At 39.7% G+C, this 18915-nt stretch carries 15 protein-coding genes and 1 pseudogene; 15 read left to right on the top strand and 1 reads right to left on the bottom strand.

Annotated features, from left to right (window positions below):
* The first annotated feature begins 19 nt into the window (after positions 1 to 19).
* From NML75_RS04315 to NML75_RS04305, 3 genes are read left to right on the top strand one after another with little or no spacing between them, the layout of a single operon-like run.
* The gene (locus NML75_RS04315; protein ID WP_254804136.1) at positions 20 to 1555 is read left to right on the top strand and encodes an ABC transporter ATP-binding protein; all 1536 of its coding nucleotides are present in this window, start codon (positions 20 to 22) and stop codon (positions 1553 to 1555) included.
* A complete protein-coding gene (locus NML75_RS04310) occupies positions 1548 to 2606 on the top strand; it encodes an ABC transporter permease (RefSeq protein WP_049495875.1) in 1059 nt (352 codons plus the stop codon). Before NML75_RS04315 ends, NML75_RS04310 begins: the two co-directional genes overlap by 8 nt.
* A 2-nt stretch (positions 2607 to 2608) precedes the next feature.
* Positions 2609 to 3565 (top strand): ABC transporter permease, encoded by a 957-nt coding sequence (locus NML75_RS04305; protein WP_070677166.1) that lies wholly within the window; start codon positions 2609 to 2611, stop codon positions 3563 to 3565.
* A 30-nt stretch (positions 3566 to 3595) separates the two neighbouring features.
* Here the strand turns inward: NML75_RS04305 and plsY are convergent, their stop codons facing one another.
* Positions 3596 to 4237, bottom strand: coding sequence for a glycerol-3-phosphate 1-O-acyltransferase PlsY (plsY, locus tag NML75_RS04300; RefSeq protein ID WP_254804135.1), 642 nt, complete (start codon positions 4235 to 4237; stop codon positions 3596 to 3598).
* A 216-nt stretch (positions 4238 to 4453) separates the two neighbouring features.
* Here plsY and NML75_RS04295 point away from each other — a divergent pair, with 216 nt between their 5' ends.
* The 12 genes and pseudogenes from NML75_RS04295 to NML75_RS04240 all read left to right on the top strand — a co-directional run bounded on the left by NML75_RS04295 (position 4454) and on the right by NML75_RS04240 (position 18907).
* Positions 4454 to 5095 (top strand): amino acid ABC transporter permease, encoded by a 642-nt coding sequence (locus NML75_RS04295; RefSeq protein WP_254804134.1) that lies wholly within the window; start codon positions 4454 to 4456, stop codon positions 5093 to 5095.
* Positions 5096 to 5105: 10 nt separating this feature from the next.
* Positions 5106 to 5735, top strand: a complete 630-nt coding sequence (locus tag NML75_RS04290; RefSeq protein ID WP_254804133.1) for an amino acid ABC transporter ATP-binding protein — start codon at positions 5106 to 5108, stop codon at positions 5733 to 5735.
* A 9-nt stretch (positions 5736 to 5744) separates the two neighbouring features.
* Entirely contained in the window at positions 5745 to 6587 is an 843-nt protein-coding gene (locus NML75_RS04285; RefSeq protein ID WP_225750206.1) for an amino acid ABC transporter substrate-binding protein, read from the top strand.
* A gap of 146 nt (positions 6588 to 6733) precedes the next feature.
* A complete protein-coding gene (gene parE / locus NML75_RS04280; RefSeq protein WP_254804132.1) occupies positions 6734 to 8677 on the top strand; it encodes a DNA topoisomerase IV subunit B in 1944 nt (647 codons plus the stop codon).
* 49 nt (positions 8678 to 8726) lie between these two features.
* A complete protein-coding gene (locus tag NML75_RS04275; RefSeq protein WP_025170571.1) occupies positions 8727 to 9269 on the top strand; it encodes a hypothetical protein in 543 nt (180 codons plus the stop codon).
* 264 nt (positions 9270 to 9533) lie between these two features.
* Positions 9534 to 10046: a hypothetical protein gene (locus tag NML75_RS04270; protein ID WP_004253207.1), complete on the top strand. Its 513-nt coding sequence runs from the start codon at positions 9534 to 9536 to the stop codon at positions 10044 to 10046.
* A complete protein-coding gene (locus NML75_RS04265; RefSeq protein ID WP_004253210.1) occupies positions 10036 to 10884 on the top strand; it encodes an aminoglycoside 6-adenylyltransferase in 849 nt (282 codons plus the stop codon). The genes NML75_RS04270 and NML75_RS04265 overlap by 11 nt, the downstream gene beginning before the upstream one ends.
* Positions 10885 to 11644: 760 nt before the next feature.
* Positions 11645 to 14122 carry a DNA topoisomerase IV subunit A gene (gene parC / locus NML75_RS04260; RefSeq protein ID WP_254804131.1) on the top strand — a complete coding sequence of 826 codons (2478 nt, stop codon included), beginning with the start codon at positions 11645 to 11647 and terminating at the stop codon, positions 14120 to 14122.
* A 129-nt stretch (positions 14123 to 14251) separates the two neighbouring features.
* Entirely contained in the window at positions 14252 to 15274 is a 1023-nt protein-coding gene (locus tag NML75_RS04255; protein WP_004253216.1) for a branched-chain amino acid aminotransferase, read from the top strand.
* Between the two features lie 21 nt (positions 15275 to 15295).
* Positions 15296 to 17263, top strand: a pseudogene (locus tag NML75_RS04250) (peptide ABC transporter substrate-binding protein).
* Between the two features lie 34 nt (positions 17264 to 17297).
* Positions 17298 to 17987, top strand: a complete 690-nt coding sequence (locus NML75_RS04245; RefSeq protein ID WP_254804130.1) for a DUF969 domain-containing protein — start codon at positions 17298 to 17300, stop codon at positions 17985 to 17987.
* Entirely contained in the window at positions 17984 to 18907 is a 924-nt protein-coding gene (locus tag NML75_RS04240; protein ID WP_254804129.1) for a DUF979 domain-containing protein, read from the top strand. Before NML75_RS04245 ends, NML75_RS04240 begins: the two co-directional genes overlap by 4 nt.
* Positions 18908 to 18915 lie beyond the last annotated feature (8 nt).

Raw genomic sequence — 18915 nt, 5'->3', positions numbered from 1 at the left:
ACTCTGAAAGGAAGAGCACATGGCACACGAAAATGTCATTGAAATGCGTGAAATTACCAAAGTTTTTGGTGAATTTGTCGCTAACGACAAGATTAACCTTGAACTTCGTAAAGGTGAAATTCATGCACTTTTAGGAGAAAATGGAGCTGGTAAGTCTACTCTTATGAACATGCTAGCGGGGCTTCTAGAACCAACTAGTGGTGAAATTGTGGTCAACGGTCAAGTTGTAAAACTAGATTCGCCATCAAAAGCAGCTAGCTTAGGGATTGGGATGGTCCATCAACACTTTATGTTGGTAGAAGCTTTCACTGTTGCTGAAAATATCATTTTGGGGAGTGAATTGATCAAAAATGGTGTGCTAGATATTGCTCGTGCAACTCGAGAAATCAATGAGTTGTCTGAACGTTATGGCCTTGCTGTGAATCCTTCTGCCAAAGTTGCAGACATCTCTGTTGGGGCTCAACAACGTGTTGAAATCTTGAAGACACTTTATCGTGGAGCAGATATTCTTATCTTTGACGAACCTACTGCTGTTTTGACGCCATCAGAAATTGATGAATTGATGGCTATTATGAAGAACTTGGTTAAAGAAGGTAAATCAATTATCTTGATTACCCATAAGTTGGATGAGATTCGTGCTGTATCTGACCGTGTTACAGTTATCCGTCGTGGTAAATCTATTGAAACAGTAGAGATTGCTGGTGCAACTAATGCTGACTTAGCTGAGATGATGGTAGGACGTTCTGTTTCCTTTAAAACTGAGAAACAGGAAGCTCAACCTAAAGAAGTTATTCTGTCTATTAAAGACCTAGTAGTAAACGAAAACCGTGGTGTTCCTGCTGTTAAAAATCTCTCACTCGATGTACGAGCTGGTGAGATTGTCGGAATTGCCGGTATTGATGGAAATGGTCAATCTGAATTAATCCAAGCTATCACAGGACTTCGCAAGATTGAATCTGGTAGCGTGGAGTTGAAAGGCCAGTCTATCGTAGGTTTACACCCTCGTCAAATTACAGAAATGAGTGTAGGCCACGTTCCAGAAGATCGCCACCGTGATGGTTTAGTTTTAGAAATGATGATTTCTGAAAATATTGCTCTTCAAACCTACTATAAGGAACCTCATAGCAAGAAGGGAATCTTAAACTACACCAATATCATCGGGTACGCTAAGCAGTTAATGCAAGAATTCGATGTGCGTGCTGCTAGTGAGATTGTTCCAGCCTCAGCTCTTTCTGGAGGAAATCAACAAAAAGCAATTATCGCTCGAGAAGTCGATCGAAATCCTGATCTCCTAATCGTCAGTCAACCTACTCGTGGTTTGGACGTCGGTGCCATTGAGTACATTCACAAACGCTTGATTCAAGAACGTGATAATGGGAAAGCTGTCCTTGTAGTCAGCTTTGAACTAGATGAGATTCTAAATGTCTCTGATAGAATTGCTGTTATCCATGATGGTAAGATTCAAGGCATTGTAACACCAGAAACAACCAACAAGCAAGAGCTTGGTGTCTTGATGGCTGGTGGTGAATTGGAAAAGGAGAAGAGTGATGTCTAAAAAATTACAACAAATTTCGGTTCCTTTGATTTCTGTTATTTTAGGAATTCTACTCGGAGCCATCGTCATGTGGATTTTCGGCTACGATGCTATCTGGGGTTATGAAGAACTATTCTACACAGCATTTGGTAGTGTTCGTGGAATCGGTGAAATCTTCCGTGCTATGGGACCTTTAATTTTGATTGCCCTTGGATTTGCAGTTGCAAGTCGTGCTGGTTTCTTTAACGTTGGTCTTCCAGGACAAGCTCTCGCAGGTTGGGTTATGAGTGGCTGGTTCGCTCTCTCTTTCCCAGATTTGCCACGACCATTGATGATTCTTGCGACGATTGTAATTGCCTTAGTTGCAGGAGGGGTCGTTGGTGCTATTCCTGGTATCTTAAGAGCCTACCTTGGGACATCTGAAGTTATTGTAACCATCATGATGAACTACATTGTTCTTTATGTGGGAAATGCCTTTATTCATCACTTCCCTAAAGAAATCATGCAAAGTACTGACTCATCCATTCGAGTAAGTGCAAATGCAACTTATCAGACACCATGGCTTGCTGAGTTGACTGGAAACTCTCGTATGAACATTGGGATTTTCTTTGCCATCATAGCAGTAGCAGTTATCTGGTTCTTGCTCAAGAAAACAACTCTTGGTTTTGAAATCCGTGCAGTTGGTCTCAACCCAAATGCTTCTGAATACGCAGGTATTTCTGCAAAACGCACCATTATTCTATCAATGATTATTTCTGGTGCCCTTGCAGGACTTGGTGGCGCAGTAGAAGGACTTGGTACCTTCCAAAACGTTTATGTTCAAGGTTCATCATTGGCAATCGGATTTAACGGTATGGCAGTAAGCCTACTTGCTTCAAACTCACCAGTTGGAATTCTATTTGCAGCCTTCCTTTTCAGTGTTCTTCAAGTTGGAGCCCCTGGTATGAATGCTGCACAAGTACCATCTGAGCTTGTAAGTATCGTTACAGCCTCAATTATCTTCTTTGTCAGCGTTCACTACATCATCGAACGCTTTGTCAAACCAAGAAAGCAACTTAAAGGAGGTAAATAAGGATGTCGATTACAACAATGTTAACCCTTATGGTTTCTTCGATGTTGATTTATGCAGCACCACTTATTTTCACAAGTATCGGAGGAGTTTTCTCAGAACGTGGTGGAGTTGTTAACGTTGGTCTTGAAGGAATCATGGTCATGGGTGCCTTTTCTGGAGTTGTTTTTAACCTTGAATTTGCTCAAGATTTGGGAGCATTAACTCCTTGGTTAGCTCTTCTAGTTGGTGGATTAGTCGGAGCTATCTTCTCGCTCGTTCACGCAGTAGCTACAGTTCATTTCCGTGCAGACCATGTTGTCAGTGGTACTGTGCTTAACTTGATGGCGCCAGCCTTGGCAGTTTTCTTGGTGAAGGTGCTTTATAATAAGGGACAAACGGATAACTTAACACAAACTTTTGGTCGTTTTGACTTTCCGGTATTAGCTAATATCCCTGTTATCGGAGATATCTTCTTCAAGTCAACTAGTCTACTAGGTTACCTAGCAATTGCTTTCTCATTCCTAGCTTGGTTTATCCTCTTTAAGACTCGCTTTGGACTTCGCCTTCGTTCAGTTGGTGAACACCCACAAGCAGCAGATACTTTGGGTATCAATGTCTACAAGATGAGATATCTTGGAGTTGTGATTTCAGGCTTCCTTGGAGGAATCGGAGGAGCTATTTACGCTCAGTCAATCTCCGTCAACTTCTCAGTTACAACTATCGTAGGACCTGGATTTATCGCTCTTGCAGCCATGATCTTTGGTAAATGGAATCCTGTTGGTGCTATGCTTTCAAGTCTTTTCTTTGGGCTATCACAAAGTTTGGCAGTTATTGGTTCTCAGCTTCCATTCTTGCAAGGAGTACCAGCCGTTTACTTGCAAATCGCACCATATCTCTTGACCATTATCGTCCTAGCAGCCTTCTTTGGTAAAGCTGTTGCGCCGAAGGCAGATGGTATCAACTATATCAAGTCTAAATAACATAAAAAAACGTCAGTTGAAACTGACGTTTTATTTTTTTGGTTCTTGGTGCGTTAGGTTAAGTCCCCAAGGAATGAGATTTTCTGTTTTACTTTGGATACGTTTGATATTGTCCTTGTGTCGAACAATCACCAGACTAGCAAGACCGATAATAATCACAGTGAAAAGTAGGTCATAACTAGTTAAAATAAATCCAAAGAGAGGAAACAGAAGGACGCCAATAATTGCAGCAATAGCAGCTGAAATACTAGAGAGGGAAATCATACTTCCTAGATAAAGGATTCCAAAGAAAATAACTGCAAGGTAAAGACAAAAGAGAGGAGCAAAACCAAAAATAACTCCAGCACTGGTTGCAACAGCCTTACCACCCTTAAATTTGGCAAAGACAGGGAAGGTGTGGCCAATGACTGCTAAAAGTCCAAAGACGATTGGTGAAATACCTTGCACATGGAAGATTAGTGGAAGTAAAGTGGCCAAAGTACCTTTAAAGAAATCAATTACAAAGGTTGCCATTCCAGCTTTTTTACCTAAGATTCGGAAGGTATTGGTCGTTCCAGTATTACCAGATCCATGTTCTCTTAGATTGATGTTAAAGAATATTTGTCCAATCCACAAACCTGAAGGAATTGAACCCAATAAATAAGCTAAAATTAATAATACTATTGTCATCATGTTTCTATTATACCATGAATTAGGAGAGAAACGAAACTGAATCTGTTTACTAGCTGTGACATCTGATACTTTATCAAAGTTGATAAGTTTATCATGAGTACCATTTTTATTCAAAAATAAAGGCTAAAGTTTTAAAAATTCATGAAAGTTTCTGAAAGACTTGTTTTTGTGTTTATTTATGCTATAATAGGAACAATTATTTTTAGGAGGTGGAGTATGTCTTACTTATTTGAGATATTACCTAGTTTATTGAGCGGTGCGACAATGACTTTACAAGTATTTGCACTGGTCTTACTCTTTTCAATTCCTTTAGGTGTTTTGGTTGCCTTTTGCCTACAGGTGCATTGGAAACCCCTCCATTACATGATTGATGTTTATATCTGGGTGATGCGTGGTACACCGTTACTCTTGCAGTTGATTTTTATTTATTATGTCCTCCCAAGTATCGGAATTCGACTTGATCGGGTGCCAGCAGCGATTATTGCCTTCACGCTTAATTATGCAGCCTATTTTGCAGAAATATTCCGTGGAGGGATTGCAACGATTCCTCAAGGACAATATGAAGCAGCTAAGGTCTTGAAATTTAAACCTTTTGATACCGTCCGCTATATTATCTTGCCACAAGTAACCAAGATTGTTTTACCAAGTGTATTCAACGAGGTTATGAGTTTGGTTAAGGATACTTCTTTGGTTTATGCACTCGGTATTTCAGATTTAATCCTAGCTAGTCGTACTGCAGCCAATCGTGATGCGAGCTTGATTCCAATGTTTCTAGCAGGAGCTATCTATCTTCTTATGATTGGTATTGTTACGATTATAGCTAAGAAACTTGAGAAAAAGTTTAGCTACTATAGATAGGAGGATATCCATGTTAGAGTTAAGAAATATCAGCAAAAAATTTGGAAAAAAAGAAATATTATCCAATTTCAATTTAACAATTCCTGAAAAGCAGATTTTGGCTATTGTTGGACCTTCTGGTGGTGGGAAGACAACCTTACTTAGAATGTTAGCTGGACTTGAAACCATTGATTCAGGTGAGATTTTTTATAATGGAGAATCCCTACCTTTGGATGAACTTGAAAAGCGTCACTTGTTAGGTTTTGTGTTTCAAGATTTTCAGCTTTTTCCTCACTTATCCGTTATGGAGAACTTGATTTTATCACCTATCAAAACTATGGGAATGTCTGAAGCAGATGCCAAGAAGAAGGCAACCGACTTACTCGCTCGTCTGGGTCTCGAAGCTCATGCGGATGCTTATCCATTCTCATTATCTGGTGGTCAAAAGCAACGGGTTGCCTTAGAACGCGCTATGATGATAGATCCTGAAGTGATTGGGTATGACGAACCAACTTCAGCCCTTGACCCTGAGTTGCGTCTCGAGGTTGAAAAACTGATTCTACAAAATCGAGAATTAGGTATGACTCAGATTGTCGTGACTCACGATCTCCAGTTTGCAGAGAATATTGCTGACCAGATTCTCAAAGTAGAGCCTAAGTAGGAGGTGTCTATGAATCGAAAGAAAATCAGCCTTGTTTTTGTATTCTTTCTGGCTTTTTTCCTGGTAGGATGCACACAAAAAGCTAGTGATCCCAAAGTCGATAATTGGGATAAATACCAAGAACAGGGTACAATTACTATCGGGTTTGACAATACCTTTGTTCCCATGGGCTTTGAAGAAAAGAATGGGCAATATGCTGGATTTGACATTGATTTAGCACAGGCTGTTTCTGAGAAACTTGGTTTCAAGGTACAGTTTCAACCCATTGATTGGGATATGAAGGAAACAGAACTTCAAAACGGCACCATTGATGCTATCTGGAATGGATATTCCGCAACAGATGAACGCCGTGAGAAGGTTGCTTTTAGCATCCCTTACATGGAAAATCAGCAGGTTCTTGTCTCTAAGAAATCACAAAATATCCAAACAGTGTCTGATATGACAGGTAAGATTTTGGGTGCTCAGGCAGGTTCTTCTGGCTATCTAGACTTTGAAGCTCAGCCTGAACTCTTGAAAAATATCGTAAAAGATCAAAAGGCTAACCAGTATCAAAGTTTTAATGAAGCCTTGATTGACCTGCAAAATGATCGGATTGATGCCCTTTTAATTGACCGAGTGTATGCCAACTATTATCTTAAAACTGAAGGGATATTAGACCAGTATGAGATTTTCCCAGCTGGTTTTGAGAGTGAATCCTTTGCAGTTGGAGTGAGACCGGCTGATAAGACCTTGCTAGAAAATTTTAATAAAGCTTTTAAGGAACTCTATCAAGAAGGGAAATTCCAAGAAATCAGCCAGAAATGGTTTGGTGAAGATGTGGCTACAAGCCAAATTAAAGGAAAAGAAAACTAAGATTTTTATCTTGGTTTCTTTTTTTGGTATAACTAGGTGATGTTTTTGCTAAAAAGACTTGGGAATAGGCTTTTTAACTAGAAAAACTTTGCAAAATCGCTAGAAAACCTGTAAAATAGTAAAGATGAACAAATAGGAGGTTCCTTGTGTCAAAAAAGGAAATCAATATTAACAATTATAATGATGACGCCATTCAGGTGCTAGAAGGGTTGGATGCGGTCCGTAAACGTCCAGGGATGTATATCGGATCGACTGACGGTGCTGGTCTCCACCACCTTGTCTGGGAAATCGTCGATAATGCTGTCGATGAGGCCTTGTCTGGATTTGGTGATCGGATCGATGTGACAATCAATAAAGACGGAAGTTTAACGGTTCAAGACCACGGACGTGGAATGCCGACTGGAATGCACGCTATGGGAATTCCAACGGTTGAGGTTATCTTTACCATCCTTCACGCCGGAGGAAAATTCGGTCAGGGTGGTTATAAGACATCAGGAGGTCTCCACGGGGTTGGATCTTCTGTCGTCAATGCCCTCTCTAGTTGGTTAGAGGTAGAAATTACTCGTGATGGAGCAGTTTATAGACAGCGTTTTGAAAATGGAGGCAAGCCAGTTACAACTCTAGAAAAGGTTGGGACTGCACCTAAGTCTAAGACAGGTACCAAAGTGACCTTCATGCCAGATGCCAGTATCTTTTCTACGACAGACTTTAAGTACAATACTATTTCAGAGCGTCTCAATGAGTCAGCCTTTCTATTGAAGAATGTAACCTTGTCATTAACGGACAAGCGAACAGATGAAGCAATCGAGTTCCATTATGAGAATGGGGTACAGGACTTTGTTTCTTATCTTAACGAAGACAAGGAAACCTTGACGCCAGTCCTTTACTTTGAAGGGGAAGACAATGGTTTCCAAGTAGAAGTAGCCCTCCAGTATAATGATGGCTTTTCAGATAACATCTTGTCCTTTGTCAATAACGTTCGTACCAAGGATGGTGGAACGCATGAGACTGGACTCAAGTCTGCTATCACTAAGGTCATGAATGACTATGCACGTAAGACGGGGCTTCTCAAGGAAAAAGATAAAAATCTGGAAGGGTCAGATTACCGTGAAGGTTTATCAGCTGTTCTTTCTATCTTGGTTCCGGAAGAACATTTGCAATTTGAAGGACAGACTAAGGACAAACTAGGAAGTCCACTAGCTCGTCCAATCGTTGATAGTATTGTTGCTGAAAAACTGACCTTCTTCCTTATGGAAAATGGGGAATTGGCTTCGAATCTGATTCGTAAAGCCATCAAGGCCCGTGATGCCCGTGAAGCAGCACGTAAAGCGCGTGATGAGAGCCGCAATGGCAAGAAAAACAAAAAAGACAAGGGATTGCTTTCTGGTAAATTAACGCCAGCCCAGTCTAAAAATCCAGCTAAGAATGAACTCTACCTAGTCGAGGGTGATTCTGCCGGTGGATCTGCCAAACAAGGTCGTGACCGTAAGTTTCAGGCTATTTTGTCTCTTCGTGGTAAGGTCATCAATACAGCCAAGGCCAAGATGGCAGATATCCTCAAAAATGAAGAAATCAATACCATGATTTATACCATCGGTGCTGGTGTGGGGGCAGACTTCTCTCTTGAAGATGCTAACTATGACAAAATCATTATCATGACCGATGCGGACACCGATGGTGCCCACATTCAAACCCTTCTCTTAACCTTCTTTTATCGCTACATGCGTCCACTAGTCGAGGCAGGCCATGTCTATATCGCCCTTCCGCCTCTTTACAAGATGTCCAAAGGTAAGGGCAAGAAAGAAGAAGTAGCCTACGCTTGGACGGATGGTGAGCTAGAAGAGCTTCGTAAGCAGTTTGGCAAAGGCGCAACACTCCAACGATATAAAGGTCTTGGTGAGATGAACGCGGACCAACTTTGGGAGACAACCATGAATCCAGAAACTCGAACTCTCATTCGTGTTACGATTGAAGACTTAGCACGCGCAGAACGTCGTGTCAATGTCTTAATGGGTGATAAGGTCGAACCACGTCGTAAGTGGATTGAAGATAATGTCAAGTTTACATTGGAAGAAGCGACTGTGTTTTAAGTAAATCTTCCTCCTTCAAAATCTTAGCTCTCTAAAAGAGGTATACATCATGATAAGTTTATTGTATCATACTCCTTTTCTTGCGATAGTTTTAGCTATAGGTGCAGTTATGTTTATAACAGCTAAACAAGGAAAACCTGAGAAAATTCGCTTTCTTGAATTCTTACTATTAGCTATAGTAACCGCCTGTGTCTTTTTATTTGATAATCCTTTTAGATCCAATCCTTATGCAGGTTTGCTATTCTATACTTTTGACATTTTTATTTTCACACCAGCTAGCTTAGCTTTTGGATTCACAGCTATTTATAAGAGCAATAAACATCTCAAACATTATCCTAGTAGTTACTCAAAACTTCTTAGGCTAAATGCCTGGTTTTTAGAAATATTTTCAGTTATTAATTTCCTATTTTTAATGCTGACGGAAGAAATGGGAATTATGTTGCTGCTACCATTTTTTGGAATTAGTTCTATCATTCAATTTATAGTCGGAGAGCTTGAAAGAAAAAGAGTTCGAAAACTACAACAACAAAAGAAAGAAGATGCTCCTTTTACTAACCATGTTTCAGATGAGGGTAAAATAGATGAGAACTGACCAGGAAATGTTTGAACTGATTTTTGGAATAGTTAAACCTTAAAAGTTGACACTGGTAAGAACACAAGTATCTCTTCTTGAATAATCTAACGGAAAATATCACTCAGACCTGTTTCTTTAGGGGTGTGGATGCTTCATATTATTACGAAGGGTATAACCTTTACTAGACAGGGAAGTTGTAAAGTTCAAGTAAAGGTGACGATTATCTTTTGTATGTAAACAATCGCTAAAACTATTGGAGGTGCGGTATTGATTACGTTATTAATGTTGCCTTTTTTCCTTGTTCTCCTAGCCATTTTTGGAATTATATATGATTTGATGACCAATAAAGGTAGAAAAGAGTGTGCTCGCACAGTATCTTTATTTATATTGAACATCCTCACTATTTGTATCTGTCTATTAGATCTACCAATGGAGAGTAAACCATACTCAGGAATAGGGTTTATCTTATTTTATGCACTTGCTTTCACCCCTTTGATGATTGTTTTTTCACTATATACTCTCTATAGGATTGGAAAACATTATAGGTATTTTAAGAGTAAGTTTGCTATAATACTCCTATTCAATGCTACTTTACTTTTCCTTCTTTCATTAGTAAATACTTTTGTATTATGGAGAAGCTTTAAAATATATCATAGAAACGATATGAATTTGTTTTATTTTATTTTAATCGTTTTGGGGATTTGCTCAACTAGCCAATTAATCGTAGGGGAACTTGAGAAGAAAAGAATACGAATCCTTCAAAAACAAGAGGAGCTAGATAGTTATGAAAAATAACTTGATTAAAGATAGGTGCAGAAAATATAGAAGTCAAGAGCAAATGCTGAGGTTGATTTCACAGACTGGACAAACTTTACAAGTTGATGCTGTGGCATTATCTGGTTCACGAACGGATACAAAAGCTCCAAAAGATGAGTTTCAGGATTACGACGTAGTCTATGTCGTAGATGACATAGACAATCTAACGAGTGACCTTTCTTGGTTGGACCAGTTCGGTAAACGCGTCATTGAGCAAGAAGTTGCTCTTGGACATCGCCATCTTTACCTCATGCTCTTTGAAGATGGGAATCGCATTGATTTGACTCTCTGCCCACAAGAACACATACAAGAATGGGTGGATAGTGAGGCAGGCTTCACAGTTTTAGAAGATAAGAAGGGTATTTTTGAGACTTACTCTCCAAGTCCAGAGCGTTTTTGGATACATCCAGCTAGTGAGACGGATTTTGAAAAAGTCTGCAATGAATTTTGGTGGGTATCAGCCTACGTGGTTAAAGGGATTTATCGTAATCAGCTCATCTACTCGACCGACCATCTCTACGGTATTTGTCAGCAAGAACTCTTGAAAATCTTAGCTTGGCAGGTAGCAAGTGATAGAGGTGCTGTCGACATTGGTAAAAATTACAAGTATCTCTTCAACTACTTGCCAATTGAGAAGGAGAAGGAATTCTCTGCTCTTCTTGATTTCTCAAGTTTAGAGAAAATAACTCAGTCTTTATTTGCTACCATGCAACTTTTCCACCAAGAAGCTCAATATCTTGCTCAAAAGATGGGCTTTAAGTATAAAAAAGAAGTGGCTGAGAAGATGATTGAGTATGCTAAGGAGAAATTGGAATAGTATGTTAAATTTTATTTTTACAATATTTTTTCTGGGATTCCCAGGAATACAGATTTTGGTAGCAGTGTTTTCTATTTTTCTAGCTCTTAAAAGAAATAAGTTGAATAAACGGATGTATGGGCTATTTTTCCCGATAATTTTAACAATGTGTAATATTTGGCTTATATCAATCGATCGAACCGAGATTTACGATGATGTTTTAAGATTTTATTTCTTTCTAATATCTTTTTGTTTTCCAATGCTCATTATAGCAGTAATTTATCATGCTTTTCGATTATCTTCTGTCAATTCTCTATTAAGGTGGAAGGTAATAGTTATTAGCTTCTGTTATTTAATTGGTTTAGTCTTCCATCTTGTTAATACTATGTATTGGAATGAAGTTTTTCAAGGGCATCAAAATGTATTTAATGCATTTCTTATTGGGACAGCTGTTATTTCATTTCTCCCTGCCATCTATTTATTTTTTGTCCAAAGAAAAATCAAACAAGCATCAACTAGCTAAATTTAAGTAAACTAAAATGTTTTAACCTGATATAAAAAATTAAAACTACAGAAAGGATAGTTTGGCTACTAGAGGTAACTGAACACGGGACTAATTTCCGTAAAGTATCCTTCACTGTATAAAAACCTACTCTACATTTTTTGAAAGGAGTTGAACACGCCCTAAATGCTGTGTGAAAAAGATAAATTCTCTTGTGAGCATCGCTCACTGTAAGAATTTCCTATTTTCACTTTGTATTTTACGGGCTTTGTATCCTATATGAGTAATATCCAAAATATGTCCCTGGAGGACATCATGGGAGAGCGCTTTGGTCGCTACTCCAAGTACATCATTCAAGACCGGGCTTTGCCAGACATTAGGGATGGATTGAAGCCGGTTCAACGCCGTATTCTTTATTCGATGAATAAGGATGGCAATACTTTTGATAAGAGCTACCGTAAGTCGGCCAAGTCTGTCGGTAATATTATGGGGAATTTCCACCCACATGGGGACTCTTCTATCTATGATGCCATGGTTCGTATGTCTCAGGACTGGAAAAACCGTGAGATTCTAGTTGAAATGCACGGAAACAACGGTTCAATGGACGGAGATCCACCTGCGGCTATGCGTTATACTGAGGCTCGTTTGTCTGAGATTGCAGGCTACCTCCTTCAGGATATCGATAAAAAGACAGTTCCTTTTGCTTGGAACTTTGACGATACGGAGAAAGAGCCAACTGTCTTACCAGCAGCTTTTCCAAACCTCTTAGTCAATGGTTCAACAGGTATTTCAGCTGGTTATGCCACAGATATTCCACCGCATAATTTGGCCGAAGTTATTGATGCGACAGTCTACATGATTGATCATCCGACTGCCAAGGTTGATAAGTTGATGGAATTTCTGCCTGGACCAGACTTCCCTACAGGAGCCATTATTCAAGGACGAGACGAAATCAAAAAGGCCTATGAAACTGGTAAGGGGCGCGTGGTTGTTCGTTCCAAGACTGAAATTGAGAAGTTAAAAGATGGTAAGGAACAAATCGTTATCACTGAGATTCCTTATGAGATTAATAAGGCTAACTTAGTCAAGAAAATTGATGAAGTTCGTGTCAATAACAAGGTAGCAGGTATCGCTGAGGTTCGTGATGAGTCCGACCGTGACGGTCTTCGTATTGCTATCGAACTCAAGAAAGATGCGAACACAGAGCTTGTTCTCAACTATCTTTTTAAGTATACTGACTTGCAAATCAACTACAACTTCAACATGGTTGCGATTGACAATTTCACCCCTCGTCAGGTTGGAATTGTGCCTATCTTATCTAGCTATATTGCCCACCGTCGTGAGGTCATCTTGGCACGTTCTCGCTTTGACAAGGAAAAGGCTGAAAAACGTCTCCATATCGTGGAAGGTTTGATTCGTGTCATCTCTATTTTAGATGAAGTCATTGCTCTAATCCGTGCTTCTGAGAACAAGGCTGATGCCAAGGAAAACCTCAAGGTCAGTTATGATTTTACTGAAGAGCAGGCTGAAGCTATTGTTACCTTGCAACTATATCGTTTGACCAATACAGACGTAGTTGTCTTGCAGGAAGAAGAAGCAGAACTTCGCGAAAAAATTGCTATGCTGGCGGCTATCATTGGTGACGAACGGACTATGTACAATCTCATGAAAAAAGAACTTCGTGAGGTCAAGAGACAGTTTGCGACACCTCGTTTGAGTTCTTTAGAAGATACAGCGAAAGTGATCGAAATTGATACAGCTAGCCTTATCGCAGAGGAAGATACCTATGTCAGCGTGACGAAGGCTGGCTATATCAAGCGTACTAGCCCTCGTTCTTTCTCAGCTTCAACGTTAGAGGAAATTGGTAAACGGGATGATGACCGATTGCTATTTATCCAATCTGTTAAGACAACTCAACATCTCTTAATCTTTACGACATTAGGAAATGTTATCTACCGTCCTGTCCATGAATTAGCAGATATTCGTTGGAAGGATATTGGGGAACACTTGAGCCAAACGATTACAAACTTTGAAACCAATGAAGAAGTGCTATACGTAGAAGTTGTGGATCAGTTTGATGATGCGACGACCTACTTTGCAGCGACTCGCCTTGGACAAATCAAGCGTGTCGAACGTAAAGAATTCTCTCCATGGAGAACCTATCGTTCTAAGTCTGTCAAATATGCTAAGTTGAAAGACGAGACTGACCAGATTGTAGCTGTTGCACCAATCAAACTTGATGATGTTTTGTTGATTAGTAAAAATGGATATGCCCTTCGCTTTAATATCGAAGAGGTTCCAGTTGTTGGAGCCAAGGCTGCAGGTGTCAAAGCTATGAATCTGAAAGCAGATGATGAGCTTCAAGCTGCCTTTATCTGCAATACTTCATCCTTCTATCTGTTAACGCAACGTGGAAGCTTGAAACGTGTATCAACAGAGGAAATTCCAGCAACCAGTCGTGCTAAGCGTGGTCTTCAAGTTCTGAGAGAATTGAAGAGTAAACCACATCGCGTCTTCTTGGCCGGTTCTGTCTCAGAACAAGGATTTATCGGAGATCTTTTTAGCACCGAAGTGGAAGACGGAGAACAAACTCTTGTTATCCAATCAAATAATGGAACAATTTACGAAGCAATTCTGCAAGATTTGAATCTATCAGAGCGCACAAGTAATGGAAGCTTTATCTCAGATACTATTTCAGACGAGGAAGTTTTCGATGCCTATCTCAAAGAAGTCTTTAAAGAAGAAAAAGATAATTAATAAGAAAATCAGTCCTAGTGACTGATTTTTTATAAATAAAATTTTCAGAAAATTACAAATAATACTTGAATTTTTAGGAGAATAGTGTAGAATAGAACACAAAGCTTGATTAGAATAAAGGAGATTGTCATGACCGTTACGATTGATTGGGAAAATCTCGGTTTTTCCTATATGAAACTACCTTATCGTTATATCGCTTATTTTAAAAATGGACAATGGACTCAAGGAGAATTAACAGAAGATGCAACCTTGCATATTTCAGAGTCTTCTCCAAGCCTTCACTATGGACAGCAAGCATTTGAAGGATTGAAAGCCTATCGTACAAAAGATGCCAGTATTCAACTCTTCCGTCCAGATGAAAATGCTAAACGACTCCAACGTACCTGTGATCGTCTATTGATGCCCCAAGTTTCAACAGAAATGTTTGTAGAGGCTTGTAAGTCAGTAGTTCGTGCTAATGAAGAATACGTACCCCCTTATGGAACTGGTGGAACCCTTTACCTTCGTCCGCTCTTGATTGGTGTTGGAGATATCATTGGGGTAAAACCAGCTGAGGAGTATATTTTTACCATCTTTGCTATGCCAGTTGGAAATTACTTTAAGGGTGGATTGGTTCCAACAAACTTCTTGATTCAAGATGAGTATGACCGTGCTGCACCAAATGGGACAGGAGCTGCCAAGGTCGGTGGTAACTATGCAGCTAGTCTTTTGCCAGGAAAAATGGCTAAATCCCGTCATTTCTCAGACGTTATTTATCTTGACCCCTCAACCCACACCAAGATTGAAGAAGTCGGTTCAGCGAACTTCTTTGGAATTACAGCTGATAATGAGTTTGTAACCCCATTGAGTCCATCAATCTTACCATCTATTACCAAGTATTCATTGCTTTACTTGGCAGAGCATCGTTTAGGCTTGAAGCCTGTTGAGGGAGATGTACCAATTGATAGTCTGGATCGATTTGTAGAAGCAGGTGCCTGTGGAACAGCAGCAGTAATCTCACCTATTGGGGGAATCCAACATGGTGATGATTTCCATGTTTTCTACAGTGAAACAGAGGTTGGTCCAGTGACTCGTAAACTATACAATGAATTGACAGGTATCCAATTTGGTGACATTGAAGCACCAGAAGGTTGGATTGTAAAAGTAGATTAAAAATTATTAAAGGAGATCTTTATGAAAACGAAAAAGTGGATGTTAACAGCAGGAGTTGTCCTGAGTACAGCAGTTCTTCTTGTGGCTTGTGGTAAAGCTGATAAAGAAGCAGATGCACCTACAACCTTCTCTTATGTCTATGGAGTAGACCCATCATCTTTGGACTACAGTATTGCAACTCGTACTTCAACAACGGATATTATTGGTAACGTCGTTGATGGTTTGTTGGAAAACGATGAATATGGAAATTTGGTTCCTTCACTAGCAGAGGATTGGACTGTCTCACAAGACGGTTTGACCTATACTTATAAACTTCGTAAAGGAGTTAAATGGTACACGTCAGAAGGTGAAGAATACGCTGAAGTGACAGCGCATGACTTTGTTACTGGACTAAAACACGTAGCAGATGGTAAATCAGACGGTGTCACTCTTATTCAAAACTCCATTAAGGGCTTGAATGAATATATGACTGGTGAGACTAATGACTTCTCTACAGTTGGGGTTAAGGCATTGGATGACTACACAGTCCAGTATACTCTTAATGCACCTGAAAGTTTCTGGAATTCGAAAGTGACTTCAGCAACCATGTTGCCGGTAAACGAGGAATTCCTCAAAGCTTCAGGTAAGAACTACGGAGCAGTAAGTCCATCTGGAATTCTTTATAACGGTCCGTATATCCTGAAGACATTGACTTCAAAATCTTTAATCGAATACGAAAAGAACCCAAATTATTGGGATAAAGAGAAGGTTAAAATCGAGAAAGTAAAATTGACCTACTATGATGGTTCAGACCAAGAATCATTAATCCGTAGCTTCTCTTCAGGTGTTTATACAACAGCTCGTATCTTCCCAAGTAGCTCAAACTTTGCTTCTACATTGGAACAATACGGAGATAAAATCACATACAGTCCACAGGATTCAACTAGTTATTACTTTACCTTTAACGTAAACCGTCAATCTTACAATAAGACTGCGAAAACAAGTGAAGAACAGAAAACTTCTACAAAAGAAGCGATGTTGAACAAGGACTTCCGTCAAGCAATTAACTTTGCCTTCAACCGTCATTCTTATGCTGCACAGCTCAATGGTGAAGATGGTGCGGACAAGATTATTCGTAACAGTCTAGTTCCAGATAACTTTGTACAATCTGGCGGTAAAAACTTTGGTGATATCGCTCAAGCAGAATTGGTCAACTATGGAGACCAATGGAAAGGCGTTGAGCTTGTAGACGGAAAAGATACTATCTACAATCCTGACAAAGCTAAGGCTTCATTCGAGAAAGCTAAGAAAGAATTGGAAGCAAAAGGTGTAACCTTCCCAATTCATTTGGATGTTCCAGTTGAACAGACAGATACAATCGCCGTTCAACAAAGCAATTCCTTCAAACAATCAATCGAGTCAACTCTTGGTTCTGAAAATGTCGTGATTGATGTCCTTCAGATGACCGATAACGAAAAGGAAAGCATTACATCGCAAGCGCGTGTTCCAGCACAAAAAGACTATGACTTGAACAGTACTGGATGGGCTCCAAGCTACCAAGACCCAGCAAGTTATCTCAATATCATGGATCCTAAGACTGGTTCTGCTATGAAACACCTTGGTATTACGAAAGGTAAAGACAAGGAAGTAGTAGCTCAACTTGGTCTGGATGAATATAAGAAACTCTTGGATGATGCAGTTTCTGAAACAAACGATTTGGACAAGAGATATGAAAAATATGCTAAAGCGTAAGCTTGGCTCACTGATAGTTCTCTCTTGATGCCAACAGCTTCATCAGGTGGTTCACCAGTTGTCAGCAACGTTGTTCCATTCTCTAAACCATACTCACAAGTAGGTATTAAGGGTGATCCATATATCTTCAAGGGAATGAAATTGCAAAAAGAAATTGTATCTGCTAAAGAATATCAAGCAGCTCTTGAAAAATGGCAAAAAGAAAAATTGGAATCAAACAGTAAATACCAAAAAGAACTAGAAAGTCATGTCAAATAAAACAGACTAGTATTTTTGGAATAAAGGGGCCTATATGGAATGGATTAAACTAATAGGGATAGTTATCATTGTGGTTGGTTTTATCTATAAATTAGATACCATCGCAACGGTAGTCTTAGCTAGTTTAGTTACAGCTCTAGTTTCTGGAGTTTCTCTTGTTGAGTTCTTGGAAATTTTAGGAAGAGAATTTAGCAATCAACGAGTTCTTACGATTTTTATGGTAACCTTGCCCTTGGTTGGTTTATCTGAAACTTTTGGCCTCAAGCAACGTTCGATTGACTTGATTCAAAGGATAAAGGGGCTGACCGTAGGAAGTTTTTATACCGTTTATTTCTTTTTTCGGGAACTCGACAGCTTCTTTGCCATTCGTATCGGAGGGCAGCCACAGTTTGTAAGGCCTCTGGTTCAACCCATGGGACAAGCAGCGGCAGAGTCACAATTAGGTAGAAAATTAACGGAGCAGGAGAGCGAAGCGCTAAAAGCGCGTGCAGCAGCAAATGATAATTTTGCAAATTTCTTTGCTCAGAACACTTTCGTTGGTGCAGGTGGTGTCCTCTTGGTGGGGGGCACTCTGGACCAATTAGGTTACGAAAGTAATTATGCAGGGATCGCTTCGGCTTCTCTTATTGTTGCAGGAGTTGCCCTACTTGTGGTAGGGCTGTACAATTACTTATTTGATAGAAAACTGCTAGCGAATAAGCTTAGTAAAGGAAAAGAAGAATGACCAATCTAGCAAGACAGTTATTAGAGTTAACCTATATTGTGATTGGTTGTCAATTTCTTCACACGGCCTATTGTAGCTATAAAGACAAAACAAACCCAGTTCGCTTTGGAACAGCTGGGTTTTGGGCTTTATTGGGAATCAGTTTTATTGGTGGTTCCTATCTACCATCTATCGTTGTTGGAATTATCGTAGTGCTCTTAGCCCTACTAACACTCTTTAAACAGGTTCGTATCGGGACCTTGCCATCTCTGAATGAAGTCAAGGCAAATATTGAAGCTAAACGGTTGAAGAATAAAATTTTTATTCCGGTCATGTTGATGGCTTTGATTGCTTTAGTATTAGCAAAAATGATCCCTGAGTTTAGTAAGATTGCTATCAGCCTTGCAGCATTTCTTGCAACCATCTCTCTTTTATTGATTACTAAAAGTTCTCCTAAAAGCTTGCTGGCAGAAAATAATCGCATGGTTCAGCAAGTCTCAACTAGTGGGATTGTGCCCCAACTTTTAGGGGCTTTGGGAGCGATTTTTACCGTAGCAGGAGTTGGAGATTTAATGTCACATCTGATAAGTGATTTTGTGCCTTCGGGGAGTCGGTTGATGGGTGTAGTGGCTTATGTGTTGGGGATGGTTCTATTTTCAATGATTATGGGAAATGCCTTTGCGGCCTTTACTGTCATTACTGCTGGAATTGGTGTGCCCTTTGTATTTTCCTTGGGAGCAGATCCAATTATGGCGGGTGCTCTTGCTATGACAGCAGGTTGTTGTGGGACTCTATTAACCCCAATGGCTGCTAATTTCAATACTCTACCTGTAGCCCTTTTGGATATGAAAGATCCAAATGGCGTTATCAAAGCACAAGTAGGAGTAGCTATTGTCATGATTATCATACATGTATTTCTGATGTACTTTTTGGCATTTTAGTAAAGGAA

The organism is Streptococcus sp. CF4-3 (assembly GCF_024295385.1).
Classification (GTDB): domain Bacteria; phylum Bacillota; class Bacilli; order Lactobacillales; family Streptococcaceae; genus Streptococcus; species Streptococcus infantis_I.
Note: the sequence above shows the minus strand (reverse complement) of the source record. Positions and strands in the feature narration are given on the sequence as shown.

What these genes read in the sequence shown, in the direction of transcription:
- NML75_RS04255 (WP_004253216.1), top strand. Translation starts at nt 14,252, where the DNA reads ATGACCGTTACGATTGATTGGGAAAATCTCGGTTTTTCCTATATGAAA.
- NML75_RS04245 (WP_254804130.1), top strand. Translation starts at nt 17,298, where the DNA reads ATGGAATGGATTAAACTAATAGGGATAGTTATCATTGTGGTTGGTTTT.
- NML75_RS04310 (WP_049495875.1), top strand. Translation starts at nt 1,548, where the DNA reads ATGTCTAAAAAATTACAACAAATTTCGGTTCCTTTGATTTCTGTTATT.
- NML75_RS04305 (WP_070677166.1), top strand. Translation starts at nt 2,609, where the DNA reads ATGTCGATTACAACAATGTTAACCCTTATGGTTTCTTCGATGTTGATT.
- NML75_RS04285 (WP_225750206.1), top strand. Translation starts at nt 5,745, where the DNA reads ATGAATCGAAAGAAAATCAGCCTTGTTTTTGTATTCTTTCTGGCTTTT.
- NML75_RS04270 (WP_004253207.1), top strand. Translation starts at nt 9,534, where the DNA reads ATGTTGCCTTTTTTCCTTGTTCTCCTAGCCATTTTTGGAATTATATAT.
- plsY (WP_254804135.1), bottom strand. Translation starts at nt 4,237, where the DNA reads ATGATGACAATAGTATTATTAATTTTAGCTTATTTATTGGGTTCAATT.
- NML75_RS04295 (WP_254804134.1), top strand. Translation starts at nt 4,454, where the DNA reads ATGTCTTACTTATTTGAGATATTACCTAGTTTATTGAGCGGTGCGACA.
- NML75_RS04275 (WP_025170571.1), top strand. Translation starts at nt 8,727, where the DNA reads ATGATAAGTTTATTGTATCATACTCCTTTTCTTGCGATAGTTTTAGCT.
- NML75_RS04315 (WP_254804136.1), top strand. Translation starts at nt 20, where the DNA reads ATGGCACACGAAAATGTCATTGAAATGCGTGAAATTACCAAAGTTTTT.
- NML75_RS04240 (WP_254804129.1), top strand. Translation starts at nt 17,984, where the DNA reads ATGACCAATCTAGCAAGACAGTTATTAGAGTTAACCTATATTGTGATT.
- NML75_RS04265 (WP_004253210.1), top strand. Translation starts at nt 10,036, where the DNA reads ATGAAAAATAACTTGATTAAAGATAGGTGCAGAAAATATAGAAGTCAA.
- NML75_RS04290 (WP_254804133.1), top strand. Translation starts at nt 5,106, where the DNA reads ATGTTAGAGTTAAGAAATATCAGCAAAAAATTTGGAAAAAAAGAAATA.
- parC (WP_254804131.1), top strand. Translation starts at nt 11,645, where the DNA reads ATGAGTAATATCCAAAATATGTCCCTGGAGGACATCATGGGAGAGCGC.